This window comes from Geotalea toluenoxydans JCM 15764 (assembly GCF_001311985.1).
Classification (GTDB): Bacteria; Desulfobacterota; Desulfuromonadia; order Geobacterales; family Geobacteraceae; genus Geotalea; species Geotalea toluenoxydans.
The window spans coordinates 136,782-161,853 of record NZ_BBCJ01000003.1 but is presented as its reverse complement, the minus strand read 5'-3'; the positions used below and the strand labels follow the sequence as shown (position 1 = coordinate 161,853).

26 protein-coding genes, 6 pseudogenes and 1 other annotated feature are annotated in these 25,072 nt (G+C 54.1%); of the genes and pseudogenes, 22 read left to right on the top strand and 10 right to left on the bottom strand.

Features of this window, described 5'->3' with window-relative positions; translation table 11 throughout:
* The first annotated feature begins 8 nt into the window (after window positions 1-8).
* Genes JCM15764_RS03040 through JCM15764_RS03025 form a run of 5 tightly spaced genes read left to right on the top strand, consistent with a single transcriptional unit; the run spans window position 9 to window position 4,730 of the window.
* On the top strand, window positions 9-1,595 hold the full coding sequence (locus JCM15764_RS03040; protein ID WP_243688231.1) for a YfhO family protein: 1,587 nt from the start codon (window positions 9-11) through the stop codon (window positions 1,593-1,595).
* Entirely contained in the window at window positions 1,576-2,160 is a 585-nt protein-coding gene (locus JCM15764_RS03035; RefSeq protein WP_243688230.1) for a tRNA1(Val) (adenine(37)-N6)-methyltransferase, read from the top strand. The genes JCM15764_RS03040 and JCM15764_RS03035 overlap by 20 nt, the downstream gene beginning before the upstream one ends.
* Window positions 2,151-2,360: a hypothetical protein gene (locus JCM15764_RS21410; protein WP_243688229.1), complete on the top strand. Its 210-nt coding sequence runs from the start codon at window positions 2,151-2,153 to the stop codon at window positions 2,358-2,360. Before JCM15764_RS03035 ends, JCM15764_RS21410 begins: the two co-directional genes overlap by 10 nt.
* On the top strand, window positions 2,361-3,101 hold the full coding sequence (locus JCM15764_RS03030) for a glycosyltransferase family 2 protein (protein ID WP_054692447.1): 741 nt from the start codon (window positions 2,361-2,363) through the stop codon (window positions 3,099-3,101).
* A gap of 9 nt (window positions 3,102-3,110) precedes the next feature.
* Window positions 3,111-4,730 carry an ArnT family glycosyltransferase gene (locus JCM15764_RS03025; RefSeq protein WP_054692444.1) on the top strand — a complete coding sequence of 540 codons (1,620 nt, stop codon included), beginning with the start codon at window positions 3,111-3,113 and terminating at the stop codon, window positions 4,728-4,730.
* A 308-nt stretch (window positions 4,731-5,038) separates the two neighbouring features.
* Here the strand turns inward: JCM15764_RS03025 and JCM15764_RS03020 are convergent, their stop codons facing one another.
* Both JCM15764_RS03020 and JCM15764_RS03015 read right to left on the bottom strand, forming a co-directional pair.
* Window positions 5,039-5,512 (bottom strand): DciA family protein, encoded by a 474-nt coding sequence (locus JCM15764_RS03020; protein ID WP_054692442.1) that lies wholly within the window; start codon window positions 5,510-5,512, stop codon window positions 5,039-5,041.
* Window positions 5,505-5,759 (bottom strand): hypothetical protein, encoded by a 255-nt coding sequence (locus tag JCM15764_RS03015; protein WP_012646571.1) that lies wholly within the window; start codon window positions 5,757-5,759, stop codon window positions 5,505-5,507. The genes JCM15764_RS03020 and JCM15764_RS03015 overlap by 8 nt, the downstream gene beginning before the upstream one ends.
* Before the next feature lie 139 nt (window positions 5,760-5,898).
* Between JCM15764_RS03015 and JCM15764_RS03010 the strand changes: the two genes are divergently transcribed.
* The 14 genes and pseudogenes from JCM15764_RS03010 to rsmI all read left to right on the top strand — a co-directional run bounded on the left by JCM15764_RS03010 (window position 5,899) and on the right by rsmI (window position 15,009).
* On the top strand, window positions 5,899-6,156 hold the full coding sequence (locus JCM15764_RS03010) for a putative Se/S carrier protein (RefSeq protein ID WP_012646572.1): 258 nt from the start codon (window positions 5,899-5,901) through the stop codon (window positions 6,154-6,156).
* 25 nt (window positions 6,157-6,181) lie between these two features.
* Window positions 6,182-6,772, top strand: a complete 591-nt coding sequence (gene yedF, locus JCM15764_RS03005; RefSeq protein ID WP_054692439.1) for a sulfurtransferase-like selenium metabolism protein YedF — start codon at window positions 6,182-6,184, stop codon at window positions 6,770-6,772.
* 148 nt (window positions 6,773-6,920) lie between these two features.
* A complete protein-coding gene (ffh, locus tag JCM15764_RS03000) occupies window positions 6,921-8,270 on the top strand; it encodes a signal recognition particle protein (protein ID WP_054692434.1) in 1,350 nt (449 codons plus the stop codon).
* A 52-nt stretch (window positions 8,271-8,322) separates the two neighbouring features.
* A complete protein-coding gene (rpsP, locus tag JCM15764_RS02995) occupies window positions 8,323-8,589 on the top strand; it encodes a 30S ribosomal protein S16 (RefSeq protein ID WP_012646575.1) in 267 nt (88 codons plus the stop codon).
* Between the two features lie 52 nt (window positions 8,590-8,641).
* On the top strand, window positions 8,642-8,872 hold the full coding sequence (locus JCM15764_RS02990) for a KH domain-containing protein (RefSeq protein ID WP_012646576.1): 231 nt from the start codon (window positions 8,642-8,644) through the stop codon (window positions 8,870-8,872).
* 71 nt (window positions 8,873-8,943) lie between these two features.
* A pseudogene (gene rimM, locus JCM15764_RS02985) lies at window positions 8,944-9,395 on the top strand (ribosome maturation factor RimM).
* Window positions 9,392-10,124: pseudogene (gene trmD, locus JCM15764_RS02980) on the top strand (tRNA (guanosine(37)-N1)-methyltransferase TrmD). The pseudogenes rimM and trmD overlap by 4 nt, the downstream one beginning before the upstream one ends.
* Window positions 10,124-10,704, top strand: a pseudogene (locus JCM15764_RS02975) (RNA methyltransferase). Before trmD ends, JCM15764_RS02975 begins: the two co-directional pseudogenes overlap by 1 nt.
* Before the next feature lie 91 nt (window positions 10,705-10,795).
* Window positions 10,796-11,152, top strand: coding sequence for a 50S ribosomal protein L19 (rplS, locus tag JCM15764_RS02970; protein ID WP_012646580.1), 357 nt, complete (start codon window positions 10,796-10,798; stop codon window positions 11,150-11,152).
* A gap of 125 nt (window positions 11,153-11,277) precedes the next feature.
* Window positions 11,278-11,876, top strand: a pseudogene (gene rnhB / locus JCM15764_RS02965) (ribonuclease HII).
* Complete coding sequence (locus JCM15764_RS02960) at window positions 11,873-12,256, top strand: YraN family protein (RefSeq protein ID WP_054692428.1); 384 nt, start codon at window positions 11,873-11,875, stop codon at window positions 12,254-12,256. Before rnhB ends, JCM15764_RS02960 begins: the two are co-directional and overlap by 4 nt.
* An 80-nt stretch (window positions 12,257-12,336) precedes the next feature.
* On the top strand, window positions 12,337-13,188 hold the full coding sequence (locus JCM15764_RS02955) for a nitrilase-related carbon-nitrogen hydrolase (RefSeq protein ID WP_054692551.1): 852 nt from the start codon (window positions 12,337-12,339) through the stop codon (window positions 13,186-13,188).
* The gene (locus tag JCM15764_RS02950) at window positions 13,188-14,009 is read left to right on the top strand and encodes an NAD+ synthase (protein ID WP_054692547.1); all 822 of its coding nucleotides are present in this window, start codon (window positions 13,188-13,190) and stop codon (window positions 14,007-14,009) included. Before JCM15764_RS02955 ends, JCM15764_RS02950 begins: the two co-directional genes overlap by 1 nt.
* Window positions 14,010-14,145: 136 nt before the next feature.
* Complete coding sequence (gene rsmI / locus JCM15764_RS02945; RefSeq protein WP_054692425.1) at window positions 14,146-15,009, top strand: 16S rRNA (cytidine(1402)-2'-O)-methyltransferase; 864 nt, start codon at window positions 14,146-14,148, stop codon at window positions 15,007-15,009.
* 159 nt (window positions 15,010-15,168) lie between these two features.
* Here the strand turns inward: rsmI and JCM15764_RS02940 are convergent.
* Both JCM15764_RS02940 and arsS read right to left on the bottom strand, forming a co-directional pair.
* Window positions 15,169-16,758 (bottom strand): annotated as a pseudogene (locus JCM15764_RS02940) (glucose-6-phosphate isomerase).
* A gap of 32 nt (window positions 16,759-16,790) precedes the next feature.
* Window positions 16,791-17,747 (bottom strand): arsenosugar biosynthesis radical SAM (seleno)protein ArsS, encoded by a 957-nt coding sequence (gene arsS, locus JCM15764_RS02935; protein WP_054692545.1) that lies wholly within the window; start codon window positions 17,745-17,747, stop codon window positions 16,791-16,793.
* A gap of 362 nt (window positions 17,748-18,109) precedes the next feature.
* Here arsS and JCM15764_RS02930 point away from each other — a divergent pair, with 362 nt between their 5' ends.
* Genes JCM15764_RS02930 through JCM15764_RS02925 form a run of 3 tightly spaced genes read left to right on the top strand, consistent with a single transcriptional unit; the run spans window position 18,110 to window position 19,188 of the window.
* Complete coding sequence (locus tag JCM15764_RS02930) at window positions 18,110-18,601, top strand: hypothetical protein (protein ID WP_054692422.1); 492 nt, start codon at window positions 18,110-18,112, stop codon at window positions 18,599-18,601.
* Window positions 18,568-18,690, top strand: coding sequence for a cytochrome c3 family protein (locus JCM15764_RS21400; RefSeq protein ID WP_243688226.1), 123 nt, complete (start codon window positions 18,568-18,570; stop codon window positions 18,688-18,690). The genes JCM15764_RS02930 and JCM15764_RS21400 overlap by 34 nt, the downstream gene beginning before the upstream one ends.
* Window positions 18,691-18,735: 45 nt before the next feature.
* Entirely contained in the window at window positions 18,736-19,188 is a 453-nt protein-coding gene (locus JCM15764_RS02925; protein ID WP_054692418.1) for a hypothetical protein, read from the top strand.
* A gap of 91 nt (window positions 19,189-19,279) precedes the next feature.
* Here the strand turns inward: JCM15764_RS02925 and JCM15764_RS02920 are convergent, their stop codons facing one another.
* The 6 genes and pseudogenes from JCM15764_RS02920 to JCM15764_RS02895 form a co-directional block, all read right to left on the bottom strand.
* Window positions 19,280-20,161, bottom strand: a complete 882-nt coding sequence (locus JCM15764_RS02920) for a CFI-box-CTERM domain-containing protein (RefSeq protein ID WP_243688225.1) — start codon at window positions 20,159-20,161, stop codon at window positions 19,280-19,282.
* A 25-nt stretch (window positions 20,162-20,186) separates the two neighbouring features.
* On the bottom strand, window positions 20,187-20,705 hold the full coding sequence (locus JCM15764_RS02915; protein WP_054692412.1) for an MXAN_6640 family putative metalloprotease: 519 nt from the start codon (window positions 20,703-20,705) through the stop codon (window positions 20,187-20,189).
* A 331-nt stretch (window positions 20,706-21,036) separates the two neighbouring features.
* Window positions 21,037-21,513 (bottom strand): peptidase associated/transthyretin-like domain-containing protein, encoded by a 477-nt coding sequence (locus tag JCM15764_RS02910; protein WP_054692407.1) that lies wholly within the window; start codon window positions 21,511-21,513, stop codon window positions 21,037-21,039.
* 124 nt (window positions 21,514-21,637) lie between these two features.
* Window positions 21,638-23,188 (bottom strand): 2-isopropylmalate synthase, encoded by a 1,551-nt coding sequence (locus tag JCM15764_RS02905; RefSeq protein WP_054692404.1) that lies wholly within the window; start codon window positions 23,186-23,188, stop codon window positions 21,638-21,640.
* An 84-nt stretch (window positions 23,189-23,272) separates the two neighbouring features.
* Window positions 23,273-23,519 (bottom strand) — a binding site (T-box leader).
* Between the two features lie 128 nt (window positions 23,520-23,647).
* Window positions 23,648-24,406, bottom strand: a complete 759-nt coding sequence (gene pssA, locus JCM15764_RS02900) for a CDP-diacylglycerol--serine O-phosphatidyltransferase (RefSeq protein WP_054692543.1) — start codon at window positions 24,404-24,406, stop codon at window positions 23,648-23,650.
* Window positions 24,407-24,426: 20 nt separating this feature from the next.
* Window positions 24,427-25,066, bottom strand: a pseudogene (locus tag JCM15764_RS02895) (phosphatidylserine decarboxylase family protein).
* Window positions 25,067-25,072 lie beyond the last annotated feature (6 nt).

The window sequence follows — 25,072 nt, the reverse complement described above, 5'->3', positions numbered from 1 at the left end:
AGGAGGGCATGAGTTGGTCCATGCCCCCCGAGGAGATCCTTACCTATGCCGTTCCCGGCTTCTTCGGCCTGTCCCGCCAGGAGGGGGGGGATGTGCCCGCCCCCGGCCAGGTCTTTTACTGGGGAAGGATGCATTTTACCCAGACCAATGACTATCTGGGGCTGTTGCCCTGGTTCCTGGTGCCGCTTGTCTTCACCCGACGCAGGGAGCTCGCCGACCGGTTCTTTCTGTTTCTCATGGGGGCCACGTTACTGATGGCTCTGGGCAAATATACCTTCGTCTATCAATTCATGTTTGATCACCTGCCCGGCTTTTCCACATTCCGGGTGCCGAAGATGATCCTCTTTCTCTTTGCCTTTGCCGTCGCCGTGCTTACCGGTCGGGGCATGGGCATTCTCGCCGAGGCAACTCCCCAGTCGCGCCCGTTGAAGTACTGGTTGGCCGGCAGTGGCCTCTTCGTCACCTTCATCGGTCTCCTGTGGCTCTGGCTTGCCTTCGGTGCAGAATCGGCCGTGCGGTTTCTGCCGGCTACCATCGGCGAACCGACCCGGTACCAGTGGGGGGCGGGTTTGGCCGCTGACCGTTATGGCAATGCCGTGCGCGAAGCAGGCATCGCCTTCGGTGTTGCTTTCGTTTATCTGGCGGTTCTTCTTGTCTGGACCAGAAGATGGCTGCCGACTCGTCTGCTGCTGCCCGTTTTGGTCATTCTCCTGCTGGGAGATCTGTGGCGGGTCAATACCAATTTCTTCGTCTTGACCGCTCCGCCGGTGGCCGACAAGACGAAGACGAAAACCGATGTGGTGGCGTTTCTGGAGAAGAATATTGACCGATACCGCATGCAGCCCATCAACGAACAGTCCTCGGCCTACTATGCCGATTTCGGCCTGGCCAATATTTCCGCATATGTAACGGTCAGCGAAAAACGCTACCGGGAGTTCCTCGATGCCTTTTCCCTCACCGGTGCAATGCCCAACCTGGTCAATCTCAAGTACCTGGTGATGCCGCGCGGCCAGTATGAGGAGGAGAAGCAAAACCTGGCAGACCAGTACCAACCGGTCTTCGACTCGCAGAACGGTTCCGTGGTGCTGGAAAACAGGCAGGTGCTGCCCAAGGCCTGGTTGGTCCCCGAGGTGCAGCTGGTGGCAAATCCAGAGCAGCAGCTGGTAATGATGAGAAGTCCCTATTTCAACCCGGCCCGGACCGCCCTGGTGGAGACCCCGCCCCCCGCCGGATTGGCTCCGAAAGGGCAGGGAAACCTTACCGGCAATGCCGAAGTGGCGGTCTTCGAGCCGAACCGGATTGTCGTCAATGTGACAGCATCCGATAATGCCCTGCTGGTGCTGGGCGAAAAGTACTACAAATGGTGGCATGTCATGGTGGACGGGAAGCGGGAGGAAATTTATCCGGTCGATCACATCCTGCGGGGAGTCTATGTGGGGCCGGGACAGCACCGGGTCGAGTTCCGCTTCGATCCGCTGCCGTTCAAGATCGGCAAATACCTGACGCTGGCCTCCTTTGTCTTTATTGCTGCCCTGGCGGTAACAGAATTGTATCGGCGTAGGAAGCGGGAGTTCCATGAAGGAACGATGCACTGAGCGGGCACAGCATCAGGGGGAGAACGGGGTCACCATCGATGAACTCAAGTTGCATGGACAGAAAATAGTCCAGCCGGCCAACGGCTACCGCTTCTCTCTGGACCCGCTCCTCCTCTGTGCCTTTGCCGGCGTCCCGGATCGGGCGAGGGTGGCCGACCTGGGGACTGGGTGCGGCATCATGCCGTTGCTTTTGGCTGGGCAAGGGAAAGGCGTTACGGTCGTCGGCGTCGAATTCCAGGAATCGATGGCCGAACTGGCGCGGCAGAATACCTCCCTGAACGGACTTGCCGACAGAGTGTCGGTAGTCGCCGAGGACATCGGCAACCTGAGGAGGCTCTTTCCCGTGTCGTCCTTCGATCTGGTGGTGTCCAATCCCCCTTACCGCAAGCCCTCCACCGGTCGAATAAGTCCGAAACAGGGGCGGGACAAGGCACGCCACGAAACTACGGCAACCCTGGCGGATTTCATGGCCATTGCCAAGTATCTGGTCAAGCCCGGGGGGAGGATTTGCTTCATTTACCACGTATCAAGCTGGCAGAGCTTTTTGCGGAAGCCGTGCCCCTGAAACTTGCCCCGCTTCGCCTGCGGCTGGTCCATGACACCGCCCAATCCGGGGGGGGAATGTTCATGGTGGAGCTGGCCAAAGGGCGCAGGGGGGACCTGATCGTAGATCCTCCGTTCATCGTCCGCGATGCAGAGGGCCGTTACACTGCGGAAATGTGCAAGGTGATGGGGATTGAGCCTGCAGAGGAAAAGGAGGGGTGAATGCTGAATGGTAAAAAAATTGCGGTAGTGCTTCCTGCTTACAATGCGGCGAAGACACTGGAAATAACGTACCGGGAGATACCCTTCGAGTGTGTCGACGAGGTGGTCCTTGTGGATGATGCCAGCCGCGATGACACTGCCGACGTTGCCCGTCGCCTGGGCATCAGGACCATTGTTCACCAGAACAACCGGGGATATGGCGGTAATCAGAAGACCTGCTACAGGGCAGCACTCGATCTGGGGGCGGATATTGTCATCATGCTGCATCCGGACTATCAATATACGCCGAAACTGGTTACTGCCATGGCCGCCATGATAGCCTACGGCGAGTTCGACGCGGTGCTCGCCTCGCGCATTCTGGGAATAGGCGCCTTGAAAGGGGGAATGCCCCTTTACAAATACGTTGCCAACCGCTTTCTCACCTTCTTCGAAAACGTGATGCTGGGTCACAAGCTTTCCGAATACCACACCGGTTACAGGGCTTTTTCCCGCGAAGTTCTGGAAAGGCTTCCCCTGCATGCAAACTCGGAGGATTTCGTCTTCGACAACCAGATGCTGGCCCAAATCGTCTGGTTCGGTTACCGCATCGGCGAGGTCAGTTGCCCGACCAAGTACTTTGAGGAAGCATCTTCCATTAATTTCCGGCGGAGTGTCATTTACGGCTTAGGAGTCCTGAAGACGTCGTTGCAGTTCCGACTGGCAAAGGCCGGGCTTTGCAAGGGGCGGATATTCCACATATAGGACATCGTCATGCGTACCAAATTGTTCATAATTTCCGCTGTTGTACTTGTCACGGTGCTGGTTGTCTTTATTCGTAATTATCACGTACCGGGGGTAAGCGCGGATGGGGCCGTTTATCTTCAGATCGCCAGAAACCTACTCTTGGGCGAGGGACTGGGCTGGCAGGCACTATGGTTCCCACCATTGTTTTCCATGGTCATTGCTGCAGTTTCATATGTTGCAGGCATTAGGGAGCTTGTTGTTGCAGCCGGCATTGTTTCGGCAGTTTCCGGTTTTTTCCTGGCACTTGCGGTTTATTTTCTTGCCGCCAGGCTTTTCGACCGCACAACGGCACTCTGTGCGGCGGTAACCACGGCATGCTTTCCCCACCTGTTGTCCATTTCTTTTTCCTCTGAGGCTGAAGTTCTTTATACGCTGCTTCTCGTGCTTTCACTGGGGCTGTTTATCCTGTGCATCGAGAAAAAATCCTTCGGATGGGCGGCCCTCACTGGGGTTTCTTTCTCAGGCACATATCTTTCAAGGTCTGAAGGCTTTCTTATCCTGCTCTTTATCTGCCTGCTGCTTATCAGTAGCGGCAGTTCCATGGAACGAGGGCGACTGACAAAGCTTTGCTGCACCGTACTTGTTGTCTTCTTCGTTGTTTCATCCCCATACCTGCTTTTTTTGCATAAGCATTACGGTGCATGGGTGATCAGCCCGAAGACCTCCTACGTGATGACGTGGATGAAAAGCCGGACCTATCACGATAACGATAAGGGTGAGATATTTAACGATGAGCTGTGGGGGGTGACCGCCGACGGGAAGTTGGGGTGGCAAAAGCCGCAAGGAGCGGGGGATCTGGTAGTTTACCTCATGAGCCATCCCGGTAAAAGCGCCAAGATCTATCTGCAGAACCTTGCGGCAATGGTGCCGGGACGCATCCCCAACGGCAGCGGAATGGAGCATTACCCGCAGGTCTTTCCCATTTATTTTGCCGTGCCTGCGCTGTTGGCTCTCTTTTTTCCCTGGGGGCCATTGTCTCGGCAGAAAAAGGCCATAGTCTTTGCCCCGTTTTTAATTCTCTTCGTTCTGCCGGTTTTTACCGAGGGATGGTGGAAATATCTGGTTCCCTATGCTCCATTGCTGATTATTCTGGCTGTGCGGGGGGCTGTTTTTGCCGTTGCAGGACTCTGGCGGATAAGAGGAAGAGAAGGAGCAGAAGAACGTGTTGCTTGTATGGCAGTTGCCATTGCCACAGTTTTGATCTGCAGCCGGTTTATTCTGGTGAAGGAAATGAAGGTGCAGCAACAATCACAATATAACCGGATACGTGCAGAGTACACCGGCGAGTTGGCCATGGCTGGCAAGTGGGCTGTGGATAGATTCGGGCCGGGAAAGAACTACATGGTTGCCTGGAGCAAGCTTATCTATCATCTCGACGGACTATGGACGCCGGAACCTGTGGCAGATCCTCCCCGGTTACTGCAGTTTGCCAGACAGAACAAAGTTGATCTGGTGGTAAAGGAGATGGTGGGAGAGAGATATTCCGATGAAGAGATCATGATGCCGCCTCCCGGGCTGGCTTTTGAGGGACTTTACAGGTCAAAGACGCGGAACTACGCCGTTGCTTTTTATCGGTTGGTAAACTGATGCAAGCACTGGTGTGCCTGACGTCTGGTTCCTTCCTTACATTCTTGGGCTTTTGCTTGGCGGTATCAGGTCTCTACGGTTTAGGTCCCTGCTATGTCTGCTCGTCGCGCCAAAATCCCTTAATTTGCGGTGGACAAGCCCCAAGGGCACTAGTGTCCCGTGCGGTTAGTTCTCTGCTAGAATTTCGAGGGATTTTGGTTCCCGGCAAGGCGCGGCGACGCAGGCCTAGCACCCTAAGCCGAGGAGCAACAACACAGCCGGGGGCCAAAAGACCCGAAATTATCAGAAAGATTTAACCGCACGTGACACTAGTTTCTTTCCAGGTGTTTACCCATCAGGCTGGAGATGAGCAGCTTCAGCTCGGGGTCGGAGATGGATGCGGTGTGGTCCTGGATGAGTTGCTGTTCTTCAGTGGAGATGATTCTGCATGGAGTGGTGGTCGGGGGGCGTTCAGCTACGGGTATTGAACTGCTTCCTGCTTTAAGGTAAATATCGGTTATCAGTTCTTCGCCGATATTTTTATTGAGCCTGGCAATGATCTCTTCTTTAAGATAGGTCAACTGCTGCATCCATGGGGCATTGTCAACGGATACGGTCAGCGTGCCATCACGGAATGCTGCCGGTCTGGCGCGGGCGGCTATCTGTTCTCCGACCGATCTCTCCCAGACCAGCCAGATTTTCCCCTCCTTCAGGCGCTTGCCGGCGGGCTTATCCTGAAAGATTTCGGCAAGCAGATCGGCGATTGCTGCCGGCCGTTTCATCCTTGGTCGTTTGTCAGTCAATGGTTTTCCTTCTGCGAATTCTTCCGCCGATTATCTGACCCACGATGGCGCTGCCAAGTGTAAAGGGAATGAATTTCCAGCTGAGGCCCGATTTTATCCTCAGATAGATGATGATGGGGATGGAAATGTGAACGTAGAAATACCAGCCGAAGGTGAACTTCTCGTAATTCTGCCGCAAGTAGCCGAAGGGCACGTTGATGAGCAGGGCAAAGGCCAGCAGACCGCCGAATGTCAAAATGAGATGCATTCTTTACCTCACCCCGGTATACTATGGATTTCGATAATCTTTGTCAACGTGCTTGACAGCTATTGAAAAACTATTGTGATACCGGCAGGTATGCAGGGTTTGCTGGTTCCGGGATTCAGTTTGATGAAAGGATTAGATTGTGGTTCAGGACGGTGATTATGTTGCGGTTTTCAATTCCATTCATCGAGTCATGAAAGCCGAAAAGATATTGAAGCAGAGGAAGATGGCCATTCTGCTGATTCCTGTGCCAAGGGCGCTACAGTCCGATTGCGGACTGGCAATCAGATACCAATCGGCTCTGCGCCAAGAGGTCGAAGCAGTTCTTTCCGAAGAAGGGCTCCTTCCGGCAGAGCTGTATGCGAAGCAAAAGGGTCAGTTTGTCAGAGTGCTGGAGTAATATCATTGAAGGTGGAGGTTCTGGATTGAAAACAATTGATTGCAGGAATATGGCGTGTCCTCAGCCGGTTGTGACGGTAAAGCGGGCGTTGGAAGAAAACCCGGGCGAGTCGCTGACAGTGCTTGTGGATGGCGGCGCCCCTCGGGAAAACGTCTCGCGCTTTGCTGCGAACAGGGGACTTATGGTGGCGGAAACCCCTGTTGAAGGTGGATATTCCCTCGTTTTGTCCGGCAATGGGATTTCCCCGGAGGTGGGTAAGACGAATGCTCCGGTGGGAGAGGGTAAATCAATAATACTGGTGGGTTCCGACCGTCTTGGGGATGGGCCTGAGGAGTTGGGGCGTCTCCTGATGAAAAATTTTATGATCACGCTGCTTGATGTGAAAGAACTTCCCGACAGCATCTTTTTCATCAATACCGGTGTTCTCTTGACCACTGCGGGTTCCGAGATCGTCGAGGTCCTGGAAAAGTTGGAAAATCAGGGCTGCGAAGTGTTTTCCTGCGGCGTATGCCTCGATTTTTTCCACTGCAAGGACAAGCTGGCTGCCGGTTCGGTGACCAATATGTTTACCATTGCCGAAAGCATGCTGAAGGCTCGATCGGTAATCCGCCTGTGAATTATCCAGACGGTTATGCAGTTTAAATTTATCTTGACAAAAAGCTGGACATTCCTCTAAAGTTACCCCTTTACAAGTGGCAAAGTGCGCTTTTTCGTCAGCTGTTTTGAAATGCTACCTAACTAACTGAATTTGCGACAGAGTTTTCATGTTTGATACCCTTTCCGATAAACTAGAATCGGTCTTTAAAAAACTGCGCGGTCAGGGAGTCATGACCGAAGACAATGTCAAGGAAGCCTTGCGTGAAGTGCGCCTGGCCTTACTTGAGGCAGATGTCAACTTCAAGGTCGTAAAGGATTTTGTCGAGCGGGTTCGGGAAAAGGCTGTCGGCACACTTGTTCTGCAGAGCCTTTCACCCGGCCAGCAGGTAGTCAAGATAGTCCATGATGAGTTAGTCGCTCTAATGGGTGGTGGCGAGGACAACAGTCTCGATCTGGCTGCCAAGCCGCCGGTGTCGATCATGATGGTCGGCCTTCAGGGTGCAGGAAAAACGACCAGCTGCGGAAAGCTGGCCAAGTTGCTGAAGTCCCAGCGCAGGAAGCCGCTTCTGGTCCCAGCTGACGTTTATCGTCCGGCGGCAATCGAGCAGCTGAAAACCCTGGGCAGGCAGCTGTCAATAGAGGTATTCGATTCCCATGCGGATCAGAAGCCGGTTGATATCTGCAGCAAGGCACTGAAATACGCCGAACTTTCCGGCTTTGATACGGTCATTTTCGATACTGCCGGTCGTCATCAGATCGATGATTATCTGATGGACGAGCTTGTGCACATCCGCGAGGCTGCAGAGCCCCGCGAAATCCTCTTCGTTGCCGATGCCATGACCGGCCAGGAAGCTGTCAACGTGGCGGCCGGTTTTGATGAGCGATTGGGCATAACCGGCGTGGTATTGACCAAGCTGGATGGTGATGCAAAGGGTGGGGCAGCCCTTTCCATCAAGGCTGTCACCGGCAAGCCGGTCAAATTCGTCGGCCTCGGGGAGAAGCTGGATGCCCTTGAGGTGTTCCATGCCGACCGCCTTGTGTCGCGCATTCTCGGTATGGGGGATGTGCTGACCCTGATCGAAAAGGCCCAGTCTACCTTCGATACAAAGGAGGCCGAGCGTCTCCAGAAAAAGCTCAAGAAGAGCAATTTCGATCTGGATGACTTCAAGGCTCAACTGCAGCAACTGAAAAAGATGGGCTCTCTGGAATCTATCATGGGGATGATCCCCGGCATGGGCAAAATGATGAAGCAGATGCAGGGGGCTCAGCCGAGCGAGAAGGAGCTGAAGCGCATCGAGGCCATCATCGATTCCATGACCCGCCAGGAACGGGCGAATCATCAGATGATAAACGGCAGCCGCAGGCTGCGCATTGCAAAGGGAAGTGGCACATCTGTGCAAGAGGTAAACCAGCTGCTCAAGCGCTTCACCGAGGCGCAGAAGGTGGTCAAGCAGTTGCAGAAGCTGGGTCCGAAAGGTCTTATGAAAGGCATGGGCAAGGGGATGTTCCCCTTTTAATTAGATATAAAAACAAGTTGCGGCGCAGGCGTGATAATACCAGGAGGAAAAGATGGCAACAAAAATCAGGCTGGCTCGGGCCGGCGCAAAGAAGAAACCTTTCTATCAGGTTGTGGTTGCAGACGAGCGCTGCAAAAGGGATGGTCGTTTTATCGAGAATGTCGGTACCTATGACCCCAATCAGAATCCTGCCGTTTTCAAACTGGAAGAGGGAAAGACTCTTGAATGGCTTGGCAAGGGCGCACAGCCAACCGATACCGTAAAGCAGATCCTTAAAAAGGCCGGTATCTGGGAAAAGTTCGTCTCGAAGCTTGCTTAATACTGTTTTCCCTCCGGTACGCCGGACATTTTAACTCACAGAGGACAGCGACATGAAAGAGCTCGTAGAAACCATCGCTAAAGCACTTGTTGATGACCCCAGTCAGGTAAGAGCAACCGAGGAGATGGAAGAAGAGACTACCGTTATAAAGCTGACCGTGGCCAAGGAAGACATGGGCAGGATTATCGGTAAGGAGGGGCGCACGGCGAAGGCCATTCGCACCCTGCTCAATGCCGTTTCGACAAAGGATAACAAGAAGGCGGTCCTCAAGATAGTAGAGTGATGTCCAGCGGTAACCAAACAATTCTGATCGGCAAAGTCTCGGCAACCCATGGGGTCAGGGGGCAGTTACGAATAACTTCCTTCTCCGGCGACATGGACAGCTTCATGGCCTTGCGATCGGTTATGATCAAAAACCTGGTGGGGGGATGGAAACCCTTGCCGTTGCCGAAGCAAAGGCACATGGCAAAAAGATCATCCTCAGTCTCAAGGGCTACACCGATATAAACGATGTGCTTCACCTGGTGGGGCGTGAAATATACGTCCTGCGTGACCAGTTGCCGTTACTCTCCGATGGTGAGTATTACTGGTGCGATTTGTTGGGGCTGCAGGTAATGACCGAGGACGGAGATATCCTCGGCGAACTGGTGGATATCATCAGTACCGGCAGCAATGATGTCTATGTGGTTCATGGCGGCGGGGACAAGGAAATACTTATTCCCGCCCTCGACGACGTTGTGCTTGATGTTGATACGGTTGCCGGGCGTATGACAGTCAGCCTCCCGGAGGGGCTGCTCGATCTATGAAATTTGATGTTTTGACCCTGTTTCCGGGCATGTTCGAAGGGCCGCTTACCGAAAGTATCCTGAAACGTGCCAGGGAAAAAGCTGATAGATGTGGCTCTCCATAATATCCGTGACTTCGCCTTTGACCGGCATAGTGTTACGGACGATTACCCCTATGGCGGTGGTGCCGGTATGGTCATGAAGGTTGAGCCGCTCGCTGCATGCATTGAGCATGCTCAGGCTGGCAGCCCCGAAGCGCGTGTCATCCTTACCACCCCCCACGGTCGGCCCTTCAGTCATGCAGTTGCCGCGGAACTGGCACGGGAAGAAGCGCTGATCATCATCTGCGGCCGGTATGAAGGGGTGGATGAGCGGGTGCGGGAACTTTTCGTCGACGACGAGATTTCCCTTGGCGATTTTGTGCTGACCGGCGGCGAGATGGCTGCCATGGTAATTATTGATGCGGTCTCGCGCCTGGTACCTGGTGTGTTGGGGAGCGAGGAATCTGCCATCAATGATTCCTTTGCCGATGGCCTCCTGGAGTACCCCCAGTACACACGGCCCTCTGAGTTCAGAGGACTGGAGGTGCCCAAGGTACTTTTGTCCGGCAATCACCAGGAGATAGAAATGTGGCGCCGGCACAAATCACTGGAAGCAACCGCCTTGTTACGCCCCGATCTGCTGCAGAGCGCAAAGTTGACCAATGGGGACCGGAAATATCTTGAGAAATCGCCCAAGGATGTCCGGTAGTGGAGGAATACAGCCCGACGGCTCCTAACGTTAGCATAGCCCTGCTCCACTACCCGGTCTATAACAAGAACCGTGATGTGGTGGCGACGGCCGTAACTAATCTGGACCTGCACGATATTGCCCGTTCCGCCAGGACCTTCGGTCTTTACCGATATTTTGTCATTACGCCGGTGGCAGAACAGCGCAGCCTGTCGGAGCGGATCAGAGCTCACTGGCTGGAAGGTTACGGAGCTGCCTATAATCCGAAGCGAAAGGCGGCCCTTGAACTCATAGAAGTAATCGATTCCCTGCAGACGGCGCTTGCCCAGTTGGAAAAGAAGTTCGGCAAGCCGGTAAAGGTTATCGTTACCGGTGCCAGGGACGTGACAACAGCATTGATTGTTCCCGGCTTGGCCAACTCCTGCAGAACCGGGATCAGCCCTATCTGCTGTTGTTTGGTACCGGCTGGGGCATGACGGAAGAGGTTTTCGAACAGGCCGATTATGTGCTTGGTCCCATCAAGGGGCCTGGAGATTACAATCACCTTGCAGTTCGCTCAGCGGCGGCGATTATTCTGGATAGATTGTTCGGCAACAGATGAGCAAATGTTGCCAAGGATGAAATAAATACGTCTGCAGTTATACTGTTACGATATACCGCACTTGATGCATAGATAAGGGAGGAAGAAAAAAATGAACAAGATTGATGCCATTGAAATGGAACAGATGAAGAAGAACATTCCGGGATTCAGACCTGGTGATACGGTGAAGGTGCAGGTTAAGATCGTCGAGGGTGACAAGAGCCGTATCCAGGCCTTTCAGGGTGTGGTCATAGGTCGTCAGAACGGCGGTATCCGCGAGTCTTTCACCGTGCGTAAGATCTCCAACGGCGTCGGCGTTGAGAGAAGCTTTCCGCTGCACTCGCCGTCCATCGATGCCATAGAGGTGATCACCCGCGGCCAGGTTCGCCGCGCCAAGCTTTACTACCTGCGCAAGCTGCGGGGCAAGGCTTCCAGGATCAAGGAAAAGAAATACGTGGCTGGAATGTAAACCTCAAAGCCCCGGCAGCACTGCCGGGGCTTTTTTACTTTAAACATCATGCTACCTCAGGGTTTACCATGTCTAGTCTCGACTTGTTCCACTACGAAAAACCTACTCTGCTGGAATTCGATTCAATGGTTCGATGTCAGGCTATGCCAGCCTGGCCGGCGTTGATGAGGCGGGGCGCGGTCCCCTTGCCGGGCCTGTAGTGGCGGCGGCCGTTATTCTCCCCGCCGGGATCGGCCTGTCTGAAGTGGATGATTCGAAAAAACTCACTTCCGGCAAAAGGGATGAACTCTTTGAAGTCATTATGGCCAATGCTCTGGCTGTGGGTGTTGGTGTAAGTGACGCGGGAGTCATTGATCGGATCAATATCCTCCAGGCAACTCTTGCCGCAATGAAGGAAGCCTTAAGCCTTCTTTTCATCAAGCCTGATTATGTCCTCGTTGACGGCATTTCGAAGATTCCCGTCACCATTCCACAAAAAACCATCAAAAAAGGGGACGGCACCAGTCTTTCCATTGCCGCCGCTTCCATCGTCGCCAAAGTCCATCGTGATCGTCTGATGGTTTCTTATGATGCGGAGTTCCCCCAGTACGGTTTTGCCGCCCATAAGGGTTATGGCTGTGTGGACCACCTTAAAGCCATTGCAGAGCATGGTCCCTGTCCGATTCACCGCATGACCTTCAGCGGCGTCAAGGAGCATGTAAAAATTGTGAAGAGTGAAGAGTGAAGGGTGAAGGAAAATCAGACAACAAAACCTTGGGTGAGGTGGGGGAATCCATAGCGGTGACCTTCCTCAAAGGGCTGAAATATACCATTATCGAGCGCAATTTCCGCTGCAAATGCGGCGAAATCGACATCATCGCCCGGGATGGCAAAACCCTCGTCTTTGTCGAGGTCAAAACCCGGAGAACTAATGCTTTTGGCGTGCCGCAACTGGCAGTAACTCCGTTCAAGCAGCGACAGATATCGAAAACCGCCCTGACCTGGCTGGCACAGAAGAAATTGCAGGATGCCGGCGCCCGCTTCGATGTCATTGCCATTTTACAGCCGGATCACGCCGTGCCGGAAATAGACCATATCAGGGATGCATTCGACCTGGCCTATTGAAACACAGGTGTCCTCAGAGCCAAACATTTGCCTCCCGTCCAATGCTGTGTTACCCTAAGCGAAAAAATGCGGAGAAGACCATGGATTTTACCGTTGCCCTGGCCCAGATAAAGCCGAAGCTTGGTTGTGTCACCGATAACTGCGCCTTTGTGGAGGCTGCCGTTGCCAGGGGGATTGATGAAAAGGCCGACCTGATCGTTTTTCCCGAGCTGGCCCTGACCGGCTACTTTCTTAAAGACCTGGTGCCGGAGGTGGCCCTTGCCGTCGGTTCGCCGGAGATATGCCGGCTGAGGGAGCTGTCCAGGAAGATATCCATAGCGGTTGGCTTTGTCGAGGTCACGGCTGATTATCGCTTCTTCAATTCTGCCGTCTACCTTGAGGCGGGGGAAATCAGGCATCTGCACCGCAAGGTTTATCTTCCCACCTATGGCCTGTTCGATGAGCAACGCTACATGGCCCGTGGGGAACAATTCCGTGCCTTCGATACCAGGTTCGGCCGGATGGGGATGCTGATCTGCGAAGACATGTGGCATCTTTCGGCCCCTTATATACTGGCCATGGACGGTGCAACTACTCTGCTTTGCCTTTCCAGCAGCCCGGGACGCGGGATTACCGAGGAAGAAAAGCTGGGATCTACCATTGCCTGGCAGAAACTTACCTCCACCACCGCCATGTTCCTTAATTCCCGTGTTCTTTACTGCAACCGGGTCGGTTACGAGGATGGGGTCAACTTCTGGGGAGGATCGGAGGCCGTAGCTCCTTCTGGTGCCGTTATCGAGCGGGGCCGGGTTCTGGAAGAGGATTTTGTCATGGCCAAGATGGAAGAGGGGGAATTGCGGCGCGAGCGAATTTTCTCCCCCATGATGCGTGATGAGAGCCTGAGTATCACCCTGAAGGAGCTGCGACGGATCGACCGGGAGAGGGAGCGATGATGGCCGGACTTACTGTGAATGCGGAGTTGCTGCGCCGGGTACTTGTTGGTTTCATCCGCGAGGAGGTACGGAAGATCGGCGTGCGGCGCGCGGTACTGGGACTTTCCGGTGGAATAGATTCAGCGCTGGTGGCCTACCTGGCGGCTGAGGCGTTGGGGGCTGAAAACGTCTATGCCTGTACCATGCCCTATCGCACCAGTAATCCTGAAAGCGAAGCCCATGCCCGGCTCATTGCCGAAGACCTGGGCATCAATTATCAGGTCATAGAGATCACCCCCATGGTGGATGCCTATTTCCAGCTGTTTCCCGACGCCAGCAACATGCGCCGCGGCAACAAGATGGCGCGGGAGCGGATGACGATCCTCTATGACCATTCCGCCGCCCATGGCGCGCTGGTGCTCGGCACCAGCAACAAGACCGAATTGCTTCTGGGCTATGGCACCCTTTTCGGCGACATGGCCAGCGCCCTCAATGCCATCGGCGATATCTACAAAACCCAGGTATGGCAGCTTTCCGAAGCAATGGGTGTGCCCAGGGAGGTGATCGAGAAGAAGCCTTCGGCTGACCTGTGGGCAGGGCAGACCGACGAGCAGGAACTGGGCTTCACCTATCGGGAGGTGGACGAACTCCTCTACTGGATGGTGGACCATCGCTGCAATCGGCAGGAGCTTCTGGACAAGGGATTTGCTGCAACTTTTATCGATACGGTCAGCGCCAAGGTACAGAATTCGCACTTCAAACGGCGGATGCCGGTCATTGCCAAGGTGTCCAATCGGACTATTGACAGGGACTTCCGCTACTCACGCGACTGGGGAAAATGAAAATGCAGCTTTTCGGCAAGACCTGCGTTCGCCTTCGGGGCTCGTTGTGCGGCGTACCTGATGTACGCCTCCGCCTCGCCCCTTGTCTGCCTTGTTCTTGCGCAAAAATCCACATTTTCTGCTGCAAAGGGTAAAAATGGAACCTCACCCCTCACCCCTCACCCCAAAAGGTGTTCTCTATATAGTCGCTACACCCATCGGCAACCTGGAGGACATCACCTTCCGGGCGGTGCGCATCCTGCGGGAGGCGGACCTCATAGCCGCCGAGGATACCCGTCACTCGCGCAAGCTCCTCTCCCATTTCGGCATCTCCAAGCCGCTTACCTCTTACTTTGATCACAACAAGGAGCTGAAAGGGCGATACATCCTCGACCAGCTGGCCGAAGGGGTGTCCGTGGCGCTGATTACCGATGCCGGGACCCCCTGCATCTCCGATCCGGGCTATCAACTGGTTCGCGATGCGGTGGCGGCAGGCTTTGCCGTTGTCCCGGTGCCAGGTCCGTCGGCCGCAGTCACGGCGCTTTCCGCTTCGGGCCTGCCCACGGATGCCTTTGTCTTCGAGGGATTTCTGCCGAACAAGCAGGGGAAACGCCGGGAGAAGCTCGCAATGGTGAAAGGGGAGCAGCGGGTGGTGATTTTTTACGAGTCGCCGAACCGTCTCTTGGCCACATTGACGGACCTGCGCGAGGTGCTCGGGGAACGGGAACTGGTGGTGGCGCGGGAGCTGACCAAAATCTACGAAGAGTTCATCAGGGGGAGCTGTTCCCTCGTCATTGAGAAGCTTCAGGATCGTACCATCAAGGGGGAAGTCGTTATCCTCGTTGCCCCTGCGGCTGCGGACCCTGAGCGTGACGCCACAGAGTCCGTTGCCGAACTGTTGAGCTGCCTGATGGCGGGTGAAGGGCTTTCCCTGAAGGATGCCGTGAAGCAGGTGGTGCTCCGGACGGGCCGTGCCCGAAGCGAAGTCTATACCGAAGCACTGAAGCTGAAGGGACACTAGGAGTCTGTCGGACTTAGAATGAATCGGCTGCGAAAATGGCAAATCGGTCCGGATCTCCGTAAATTTTCGACAAATAGGTCCACTATTCGCTCTCAAATTTCCAAATATCCGTCCTCGATTTTCCATTCTCTCGCTTCGATCCCTAAGTCCGGCAGACTCCTAGCCCCTATGGTAAAATTTCTTGTCGAAAACGGTTCGACCTTCTTCGGCAACAACACTATGATCTGGATTGGCAGCAGCATGAAGAAGGATTCTGTAAATAGCTTCAACTTCCCCCTCGGCTCCAATTGCAGCAGCAAGTTCTTCGGCAGTAAATCCTCTCCCCTTTTTTTCTTGCAGATGTGCCAGCACCTTTCCCTGTAGCTCTAGCACCACTCCTGCGGCTTTCTTGCCCGCCTCCACCCCCGGCTGATGATAAGCGTTGATGTTGACCAGGGAGCATAGAAGCCAACCGCCCGCTCGTACAGGGCAATCAGAACACCAATAATGCGCGGGCTAAGCTCATCGACAGTGATAATTATCGATTCCCTGCCCTTTTCATAGAGAGCCTCCCGCGTCCCCTGAAAAAAGCCGCTGAGGTAATCCCCGCTTGTGACGCCGGGGTCCACCTCAATGGACCGACCATTCCTGTCTTTCAGCACCTCGATAAAGGTAACGAAAAAATTATTTATTCCCTCGCGAAGCTGCTGCACGTAGGCATGCTGGTCGGTGGAACCTTGTTGCCATATACTGCGATTCCCTGATTGACTTGGGTGCCGTTCCGGTCAAATTCCTTGCCGATGGATTCCATGATCAGCTGCTGCAGGTAGCGGGAAAAAAGGAGCAAGCGGTCCTTGTATGGCAGAATGACCATGTCTTTCGCGCCGCAGCCGCCGGTTGCATAATGCCACATGAGCGCCAGCAGGGCGGCTGGGTTGTTCCTCGTCTCCCTGACGCGGGTCACCATGTCGCAGAGCCGGGCTCCTTCAAGCAGGCAGTCAATGTCAAGCCCCTGGAGGCCGCCGGGAGAAGCCCCACTGCCGAGGTTACCGAAGTGCGCCCGCCGACCCAATCCCACATTGGAAAGCGGGCCAGCCAGCCTTCTGCGGCAGCAGTCCTGTCCAGTTCACTGTCCCTGCCGGTAACGGCAACTGCCTGTCTGGCGAAGAGAAGGCCTCTGTCCTCATATGCCTTCTTTGCCTCCAGCATGCCGTTTCTTGTCTCTTTGGTGCCGCCGCTCTTGGATATGACGATGGTGAGGGTTTCCTTCAGATAACTGCCGATCCGCGCCAGAACCAGATCCATGCCGTCAGGGTCGGTATTGTCGAAAAAGAAAGGGGTAATCTTGTCCTTTGGCGAACCGAGGGCGTCGGCGACGAACTGGGGTCCCAGTGCAGACCCGCCGATGCCGATGATGAGCATGCGGGTATAGCGGCTGCCGTTGGGGGGAGAAATGGCGCCGCTGTGGATATTTTCGGTGAACTCTTTGATTGCCCTGAGTGTGAATCCTATCTCAGAAGATATTTCCTTCGTTGGAGCCAGTTCCGGGTTCCTCAGCCAGTAATGGCCAACCATCCGCTTTTCATCCCCATTGGCAATACCTCCCCGCTCAAGCTCAGCCATTTGTTCAAGGGCCTGTTGCATAAGCGGTTCCATGAGCTGGAAAAAATCGTCCGTAAAATTCATTCGGCTGAGATCGAGCATCATGCCGATCTCCGGGTATACCCCCAGGTATTTCCTGTATCTTTGCCAAAGCTCAAGCTTATTCATAGCCCCTCCGGAAGATATTTTGTTTATCTCGGTCATGCAGTGGCGCCGGTACAACTGGAGCCGCTTCCTGCAGTACAGCAGTAACAATGCTGGGCGAGGAAAAGTTCGGCGCCGTGTTTTGTCGTCTGCTCCAGGTCATCTATCTTGAGGATGCACCCGGAAGGATTAGTAATGGGCATACCTACCGCCTGATTGAAATCGCAGTTGTAGATAAAGCCTTGCCAGTCGACGCTTACCAGGGTACGACACATGAGGTTTCTTGCCGCATCGGGGTTGAAGCTGGTGGCAAGCAGGTTCAGGTAGCGATCAAGGGCTCCCTTGGACTCGAGATATTCCCTGAAACGGCCTATGGGTGCATTGGTGATGGCATAGAGGTGGTCGAAGGTAATGCCATGGCGCTCGAAAAGCTCAACCTTGTAGGCCGCTTCCAGCTCTTTCTGCGAGCCGGGGATAAAGGCTTCTCCCGGATTGTAGACCAGGTTCAGCTCGTGACGGTAGCCATAGCCGACCTCGTTAAGCCGCTTCAGTGCGGCAATGGATTTGGCATGGACACCTTGCCCCCGTTGTCTGTCGATATTTTCCTCAAGATAACACGGCAGAGATGCGGTGATGACAATGCCGTGCTTGCTGTAAAACTCGGGCAGCCACGCCATTTCCGGTTCTTCCATAATGGTCAGGTTGCTGCGAACGATGCGACGTGGGGACAGGCCGGCGGTTGCCTCCATGAGATAGCGGAAATGGGGATTCATCTCCGGGCAGCCCCCTGTTACATCCAGAGCAATGCCTGGCTGGCGGGACAGGAAGGCGATTACCTTGTCCATGACTTCTTTGCCCATGATCTCACGTCCCTGGGGGGAGGCATTTACGTGACAATGGCGGCAGGACATGTTGCAGAGGTTTCCCAGGTTAAGCTGCAGTGTCTGCAACGAGTCGAAGGTGATATAAACCGGATCCAGGCTTTGCAGGCGTTCTTTGAAAGCAGCTACCATGTATTCTCCATTGCAGTGTTGTGAAGGGATGGTCATCCCTGAAAGAGGGTTAATAATACCATAACTCCTTGCAGATTCAAGGCTGGTGCTGCTTAAAAAGCTGCTGTTCAAGTGGGATCAGCTGTTCAGAAATGTTCTTTTGATGGTAACTCTTTGAAAGAACAGTCAATTTTCAAATTATTCCGGGATCTCTGTGCAACACCTGAACACGATTTCTTTTTGCAGAAAAAAAAGACAGACAGCCATGTTTGAGAATACCAGATAAAAATCAGGTAGTTATGAAAAAAGTTGCGGGGCCTGCCAAATGGTACGGAGGTTGTAATAACAAAGGCAAATATCAAATACATTCCAGGAGCCAGGCCATGTTAAACATCAATATCATATGGGGAACAAAGAAAACCATGGCAGCCGTTCTTTTTGCATGTGCGATGATTGCAAATTCGATTGACGTTTCCGCATCCACCGGTGAGCCCTGCACTTTTGTAAAGCAGCTTGAGGATCCTGTTGAGGACTACAACTTCCGGGGACGCATCAATGCTGTGAGGAAGGCATCCACTTCTCAATACGGGGAATTTTTTGCAGACAAGCCTTTTACCGTCGTCAAGGACGGAGAGACTTTCGAGGTGGATTCCTTTTCCTTCGACTGCCTGAGCTGCCACGACGGATCAACATCTCCCGCACACGATATCAGCTACAAGAATGCTGCCAATTCCGGGACCTTTTCGGGAGATGGCCTGAGAAGCCATCCCATCGGCACCCACTACGGCAGTGCAGCTACATCAATGAACAACTTCGCCGACTGGAAAACATCGACCCGAACATGGTGCTTGTTGACGGCAGGGTTGGCTGCCTGACCTGTCATGACCCGTTGAACCGGAAAGCACCCCATCTGGTGGCGAGCAATGATCGCAGCAACCTCTGTCTGACCTGCCACATCAAGTAGGAGTGGTGGGGGAGTAGGTAACTGATCGAACTGGAGGATACGGCCATGGGATACAGATGCGTAGCGCCTGAAGAAAAGGCAGGGGAAGGCACTTTCCGGATCATGGAAGTAGTGATGGTTAAAAAGGGGCCAGTTGGCGTGGGAATGACTTCAAGCCAGATTCTGACTGTGGATAATCATTGGGATACCTTGAGGTATGTCCAGGAAAATATGGATGAAATAATTGCCACGATGGTCAAGGTGATAAGAATGGAAACGAACAGTCGCAGGAAAATCGATGAGAATGCCAGGCTCTTTGAGAAAAACCTGGAACCGCTGTTTTCACTGATTTCGGCAACGAGTAAAGAGAACCTGATGGACAAGCTGTCCAGTTCTCTGAAAAAGGCATTGCTCTTGATGGCCTTGGATCGTTATCAATGTGACCGGGATACCATCTGTCGTGCCCTGGGGATCACCAAGGACAAACTGGACAAGGAGATGAAGGCCTGTGGGTTGTAAGGCTGCGCTGCAGGGGAAGGAAGCGGCAGAAGGCAACATGGAAAAGGATTGGTAGAAGAGGCGGAACGAGATTGGTTCCGCCTCTTCTGTTTCAAACGGCAAAGTGCTTTCGGGAGCGCCGGGCCAGGAGGATGCCGCCCATCGCGGTCAGGAAAAGGGGGAGCATCGCCGTATGTTCGACGAAGAAAACAATCGGTGTCAGAGCCGCGCGGCACAGGGTTCGTGTTGTGGCATGTTCGGCTATGAATGCTGCCAGAGGCGGGCTGACCCGGTAGTAGAGGGAGACAAAGGCCCTGCCGGGCGCGTTGGTCAGCAGATAATGGTCGCGGAATTGGCGAAGCATTGCCACCTTCGGATGCAGATAACTGCCATAGGCGGCCGTGGCGATGAAACAGCCGCTTTTACCTCCCCCCGATGCAGTCGTGGTGCCGCCGGATACAGGTGGGAGCGTAGAGCCGTCGGTGTTGAAATAAGCCATGAGGTTGTCGGAGGAGCTGGCGTTGCAGATGAGCAGCATCACCTCCTCAGTTCCGGCGGCATTGAAGGATGGAATGGTGATGGTGCCGTCGGCAGCCTGTGAAAACTGGTCGATGCTGCCGCTGGTGTTCTTTCTGAAGGCTGCAACGTTGATTCCCTGAGATTGGGATAAACGGAGCACCAGATCCTGCGGCGCAGTGGCTGACTTGACGAACTTGTAAAAGGCAAAGGAATAATGGGGTAGGCCGGGAGAGGTGCCACTGCTTACCGGATAGGCTGAAAATGCCTGTTTCGGTACGACCGGATGAATCAGAGCAATGTCGTTGGTGTGGCTGGTCCAATCCCGCAGGTACAGTTTTTTGCTGAAGGAGAAGAAATCGTTGTCAAGGCTGCTTCCCTTAGCTCTGAGGACCGTATCGATGACCGGCAGCATCGGTATGTTGGCGCCTCCGCCCGGTGAGGACTGCGTTGCCAGCTGCTCCCAGATCTGCCTCACCACAGGCTCTGGACATACCGTTCAGTCAGGTAGCGGTTGAAGATCCAGCGGCCGTATTCGCTGTGTCGCCGCTTGGAGCGGTGGCATCAAGGGGCATGGTTTTCCCCAGGTAGTTGTTGATATAAATATAAAGCTGGTTGACCCCATCGTAAACTTCATCTTCCATCCAGGTGGCGGTCACTTCAGCGTACCAGATGTCGAAGAAAAAATTGTAGCCGTACTGAATGGCATGGTGGTACTCATGGGCGGCGGTGATTTGCAGAGCCTTCAGCGGCGTGTATTCAGTGATCTGTGTGCCGAATTCGCTGGCAGAGAAGTCGTTGTCGATGGTAATGAAGCTGGTAAAAGAGTTTGGTCCAAGAGAGGACTGGATATCGGACTCGGTTATGCCAAAGGCCCTGACTCCCATATTCTGTAAATATATGTCATAGGGCCCGGCTGACGTCGGAGCTGCCCGATAACCCATCTGCACAACTTTCGCATATACCTCCTCGAACGTGGCGGCCACCGTCTGCACCCAGGCTGTTGAAGGAGGGGCATCCACCCCGCTTCCTGCATAGTGGATCTTAAAATTCCCACCTGTAGAAATGTAAACCTGTTCGTCTGACCAGCTGGGTTTTGCAAGGTATTTGGCCAGGGTTTTCTGGGTCTCGGTGGACAGTTTCGGCCAATCCCTTGAGAGCCATGATGGAGGGGGGTAAGGCAGCGTTCTCTGGGGCTTGCCGGTTGACTGGAGACAACCCCGACGGTTTGCTGCTGAGTTCCGTACAGGGCGCCGAAGCGCTGCAGGTAATAGGTATCAAGAGCTCCTGCCGTCACCAGAGATGGGAACAGGGCCAGCAGGGTAACCAGCAACAAACGAAGATTTTTCATCATCAATCGACCATCCTTTTCCCGCCTCTTATGGCGGCCAGGGTGTTTTTGCCTTTTTCGATCCTGATTTTCTTCGAGAATGGCGCGTATTTTACCTCGTACTGCCCGGCCGGCAGTGCCAGGAAGAGGTATCCCGATTCATCGGTACGGGCCATGAGCTTAATTCGCGGGCCGCTGATTTCAACAGGGGCGCTGGCAATGGGATGGTAACCCCCCGCGCCGGTCAGTTTTCCGCCGGACTGCTGCACATAGCAGAGCAGGGCGAGGCCACCGCTGCCAGCCGGCAGTTTTGCCGGTTTAGCCGGTGTCTTTTCATTTTCGGCAGAGGGGAGATAGCCATCTACGGCGGATATGGACGTAACGCCGGTGCTGGCTCCTTCCTGGAAGGCAGTGCCGTCGAAATGAAATAGTGTCGTCTGGGCCATGGCCAGGCCGGCAATCGCCAGCAGCATCAGGATTGGTGCAAATAGTCTCTTCATCGGTGATCTCCGTTGGAAAGCTGGCACCCACGATATTTCAGATGTGAGGAAAAAGCAACGGCTAAAATAAGAGCCCCTCCTCCGTCTGGAGAAGGGGCTCTTTGTGCAAAAACTGTGAAGATGATCAGAGACTTTCCATTGGTCTTTCTACCTTGAAATGAAGTTTATTCAAGGCATCGATGTAGGCTTTTGCCGAGGCTTCGATGATGTCGGTGGATGAGCCCTTGCCGATAACGGTGCGCGTGCCCTCGGCCAAACGAACGTTCACCTCACCCTGGGCATCGGTGCCGCCGGTGATGGAACCAACATTATACTGCTGCAGCTTTGCCTTGGTCTTGGTGAGTTTCTTGATGGCCTTGAGGGTGGCATCCACCGGCCCGTCTCCCAGTTCGGCGGTGCGGACCGGTGTGCCTTCGATTTCCATCTGTACGGTGGCGGTGGCCACGGCAAAGGAACCGCAGGTGACAGTAATATGGCTCAATTTATAGATTTCATGGGCTCTCATAATCTCGTCGGCCACCAGTGCATCCAGATCTTCGTCAAAAACTTCCTTTTTCAGGTCGGCCAGAGCCTTGAACCGCTCGAATGCCTGATTGAGCTTACCATCGTCCAGATCATAACCCAGCTCTTCCAGACGCTTTTTAAAGGCATGTCGACCTGAATGCTTGCCGAGCACCAACGAGCTTGATTTGAGCCCCACCGACTCGGGGGTCATGATCTCATAGGTGGTCTTATCCATGAGCATGCCGTGCTGATGAATGCCGGCTTCATGGGCGAAGGCGTTGGCGCCGACAATGGCCTTGTTGGGCTGGACAACGATACCGGTGACGGTGGTCAGCAGGCGGCTGGCCGGGGTCAAATGCTCGCTGGCCACGTTGGTCTTGAAGGGGAGGATGTCGGGGCGCGTCTTGATGGCCATGACGAATTCCTCCAGTGAGCAGTTGCCGGCGCGCTCGCCGATACCGTTAATGGTGCATTCCACCTGGCCTGCCCCGGCCTGGATGGCGGCAATGGAATTTGCCACGGATAGGCCGAGATCGTTGTGACAGTGGACGGAAATGGTCGCATTGTCCACATTGGCCACGTTGTCCTTCAGGTATTTTATAATGTTGAAGTACTCGAAAGGAATGGTATAACCGACCGTGTCGGGGATATTGACCACTGTCGCTCCGGCATCGATGACCGCGCCAACGACCTCGGCAAGGAACTTGATCTCGGTGCGCACCGCATCTTCGCAGGAGAATTCCACATTGGGCGTATAAGACTTGGCCCGTTTGACTGCCTTAACCGCCGACTCAAGGACCTCCTTTGGCGACATTTTCAGCTTGTACTTCATATGAATATCCGAGGTGGCGATGAAGGTGTGAATGCGTCCCCTGTCTCCTGCATATTGCAGGGCTTCCCAGGCCCGGTCTATGTCCTTGAAGCTGGAGCGGCACAAACCGGCTATTTCCGGCCCCTTGATGGTCTGGGCGATTTTTTTCACTGCTTCGAAATCTCCCTCTGAAGCAATGGGGAAACCCGCCTCTATGACATCCACCTTCAGTTTGACCAGTTGGTTGGCGATACGCAGCTTTTCGCTGATGGTCATGCTGGCGCCGGGAGACTGTTCCCCGTCCCTGAGCGTGGTGTCGAAGATCTTGATTGTCTTGTGCTCCGATTTCTTTGTAGCCATTACTGTACCCCCTTTTATTTTGCCATGTTATTATTCCACACCATTTCCGGAAAGCGAGCGGGAAACAAAAAAACCTCCGCCCCGACAAGGGGCGAAGGTTCTATCTCCGCGGTACCACCCTCATTCATCCCGAATCGATCAGCAACGATTCAAGACCTTGTTTGACCCTTGACGCGGGCAACGTCTCCAATTACACAGGAATCAGAATGATGATTCCCTTTCACGGGAGAAGCTCCGAGGCGAGTTCATCGTCTTCACCTGCTGACTCGCACCTGCCGTCAGCTCTCTTTGAGGTGATCGAACGACTACTACTCCTCTTCACAGCTTTTTGAATTGATCCGATAATAGAAAAATCCCTTAACATCTGTCAAGGGATTTTCTTAAGTATTTCCATAAGTTTTGCGATTATAACTTACGTTTGATTTAGGTAAAAACAAAGCACGCTCTGCTGCTGTCGTGTTATTTTTTGCCGGGTGGGCGCAATTCCTCGTGCCCCCTGTGCATGGCCCGCTTGAGCCGGAGTCGTCGCGGCAGCGTTAGCACATAGCCGACCGGTCCGGAAAGCATGTAGCCGCAGAAGATGACGAAAAGCATGATCACCGGTTCGGCGGCAATGACGATGAGAAGAATGACCGCCAATACCAGGAAGGCGAATGGCTGGCGCTTGATCAGCTCCGGGTCTTTGAAGGAGTAGTAACGCACATTGGAAACCATGAGCAGGGCCAGGAAGTAGATGAGCAGGAGGATGGCCAGTTTTTTGAAAGAACTGGGCCAGCCGAAATGATAGAAAAGCAGGACGGTGGCCGAAACCATGCTGGCTGCCGCCGGCGTCGGCAGGCCGACGAAGCGCTTGCTCTCGACCGTTTCGACCTGCACGTTGAAACGGGCCAGGCGTAAGGCAGCGCAGGCGACGAAGAGGAACGCAGCCAGCCAGCCGATGCGACCGAATGGCTTCAGCGCCCAGGCATACATGAGCAGTCCGGGGGCTGCACCGAAGGAAACCAGGTCCGCAAGGGAATCGAACTCGACGCCGAATTTGCTGGCGGTGCCCGTCAATCGTGCCACTTTGCCGTCAAGGCCGTCAAAGATGGAAGAGGCCAGTATCCACAGTGCTGCAGTCTTGTAATCATAGTTGAGCGTGGAGACCATGCAGTAAAAGCCGGCAAAAAGGCTGCCTGCAGTGAACAGGTTCGGCAGGATGTATATCCCTTTTCGCATCCCCTCCATATTTTCCCTGCTCATGCCGTTACCCCCAGGATGGTTTCTCCGGCAACCGTCTGATCCCCCATCTTTACCTGCAGTTCCGTATCCAAGGGCAGATATACGTCCAACCTGGAACCGAAACGGATCAGGCCGTAGCGTTCACCCCGCCTGAGCATGGTGCCGATGGTAGGATAGCAGACGATGCGCCTGGCGATGAGACCAGCAACCTGTACGACCACCAGCCTGATCCCGTTTGCAGTTTCAAGAACCAGCCCTTTCTGCTCGTTTTCAAAAGTGGCGCTTTCATGGCGAACATCGAGGAATTTCCCCGGCCGTAGAACTGATCAACAACCCTGGCGGATATGGGGACCCGATTGATATGCACATTGAAGACGGACATGAAAATGCTGATTTTCATCATATCCTGGTCAAGATGCGGTTCGCGGGCGGGACCTAGATAGATGACGACTCCGTCGGCAGGAGAGACGACTGCCTTTTCATTTGCCGGCGTAACCCTCTTGGGATTGCGGAAGAAGAAGATGATGAAAAGGGTGACAACGATGAAGAAGGCGGCAACTACTTTCCAGCCGATAATGATGAAAATGGCGCTGATCAGGCCGCCCCAGCGACAAACGGCAGCCCTTCCACAGCAATGGGAACATTGTTATTACGCATTACCCG

Bases quoted from the DNA above. Each gene is read 5' to 3' on its own strand.
- JCM15764_RS02905 (WP_054692404.1), bottom strand. From the start codon at position 23,188: ATGGCTACAAAGAAATCGGAGCACAAGACAATCAAGATCTTCGACACC.
- JCM15764_RS03030 (WP_054692447.1), top strand. From the start codon at position 2,361: ATGCTGAATGGTAAAAAAATTGCGGTAGTGCTTCCTGCTTACAATGCG.
- JCM15764_RS03025 (WP_054692444.1), top strand. From the start codon at position 3,111: ATGCGTACCAAATTGTTCATAATTTCCGCTGTTGTACTTGTCACGGTG.
- JCM15764_RS02925 (WP_054692418.1), top strand. From the start codon at position 18,736: ATGGGATACAGATGCGTAGCGCCTGAAGAAAAGGCAGGGGAAGGCACT.
- rpsP (WP_012646575.1), top strand. From the start codon at position 8,323: ATGGCAACAAAAATCAGGCTGGCTCGGGCCGGCGCAAAGAAGAAACCT.
- rplS (WP_012646580.1), top strand. From the start codon at position 10,796: ATGAACAAGATTGATGCCATTGAAATGGAACAGATGAAGAAGAACATT.
- JCM15764_RS02990 (WP_012646576.1), top strand. From the start codon at position 8,642: ATGAAAGAGCTCGTAGAAACCATCGCTAAAGCACTTGTTGATGACCCC.
- pssA (WP_054692543.1), bottom strand. From the start codon at position 24,406: ATGCGAAAAGGGATATACATCCTGCCGAACCTGTTCACTGCAGGCAGC.
- JCM15764_RS21400 (WP_243688226.1), top strand. From the start codon at position 18,568: ATGGTGCTTGTTGACGGCAGGGTTGGCTGCCTGACCTGTCATGACCCG.
- JCM15764_RS02910 (WP_054692407.1), bottom strand. From the start codon at position 21,513: ATGAAGAGACTATTTGCACCAATCCTGATGCTGCTGGCGATTGCCGGC.
- rsmI (WP_054692425.1), top strand. From the start codon at position 14,146: ATGGAACCTCACCCCTCACCCCTCACCCCAAAAGGTGTTCTCTATATA.
- JCM15764_RS02950 (WP_054692547.1), top strand. From the start codon at position 13,188: ATGGCCGGACTTACTGTGAATGCGGAGTTGCTGCGCCGGGTACTTGTT.
- JCM15764_RS03040 (WP_243688231.1), top strand. From the start codon at position 9: ATGAGTTGGTCCATGCCCCCCGAGGAGATCCTTACCTATGCCGTTCCC.
- JCM15764_RS02930 (WP_054692422.1), top strand. From the start codon at position 18,110: ATGTTAAACATCAATATCATATGGGGAACAAAGAAAACCATGGCAGCC.
- JCM15764_RS03015 (WP_012646571.1), bottom strand. From the start codon at position 5,759: ATGCATCTCATTTTGACATTCGGCGGTCTGCTGGCCTTTGCCCTGCTC.
- JCM15764_RS02955 (WP_054692551.1), top strand. From the start codon at position 12,337: ATGGATTTTACCGTTGCCCTGGCCCAGATAAAGCCGAAGCTTGGTTGT.
- JCM15764_RS03035 (WP_243688230.1), top strand. From the start codon at position 1,576: ATGAAGGAACGATGCACTGAGCGGGCACAGCATCAGGGGGAGAACGGG.
- arsS (WP_054692545.1), bottom strand. From the start codon at position 17,747: ATGGTAGCTGCTTTCAAAGAACGCCTGCAAAGCCTGGATCCGGTTTAT.
- ffh (WP_054692434.1), top strand. From the start codon at position 6,921: ATGTTTGATACCCTTTCCGATAAACTAGAATCGGTCTTTAAAAAACTG.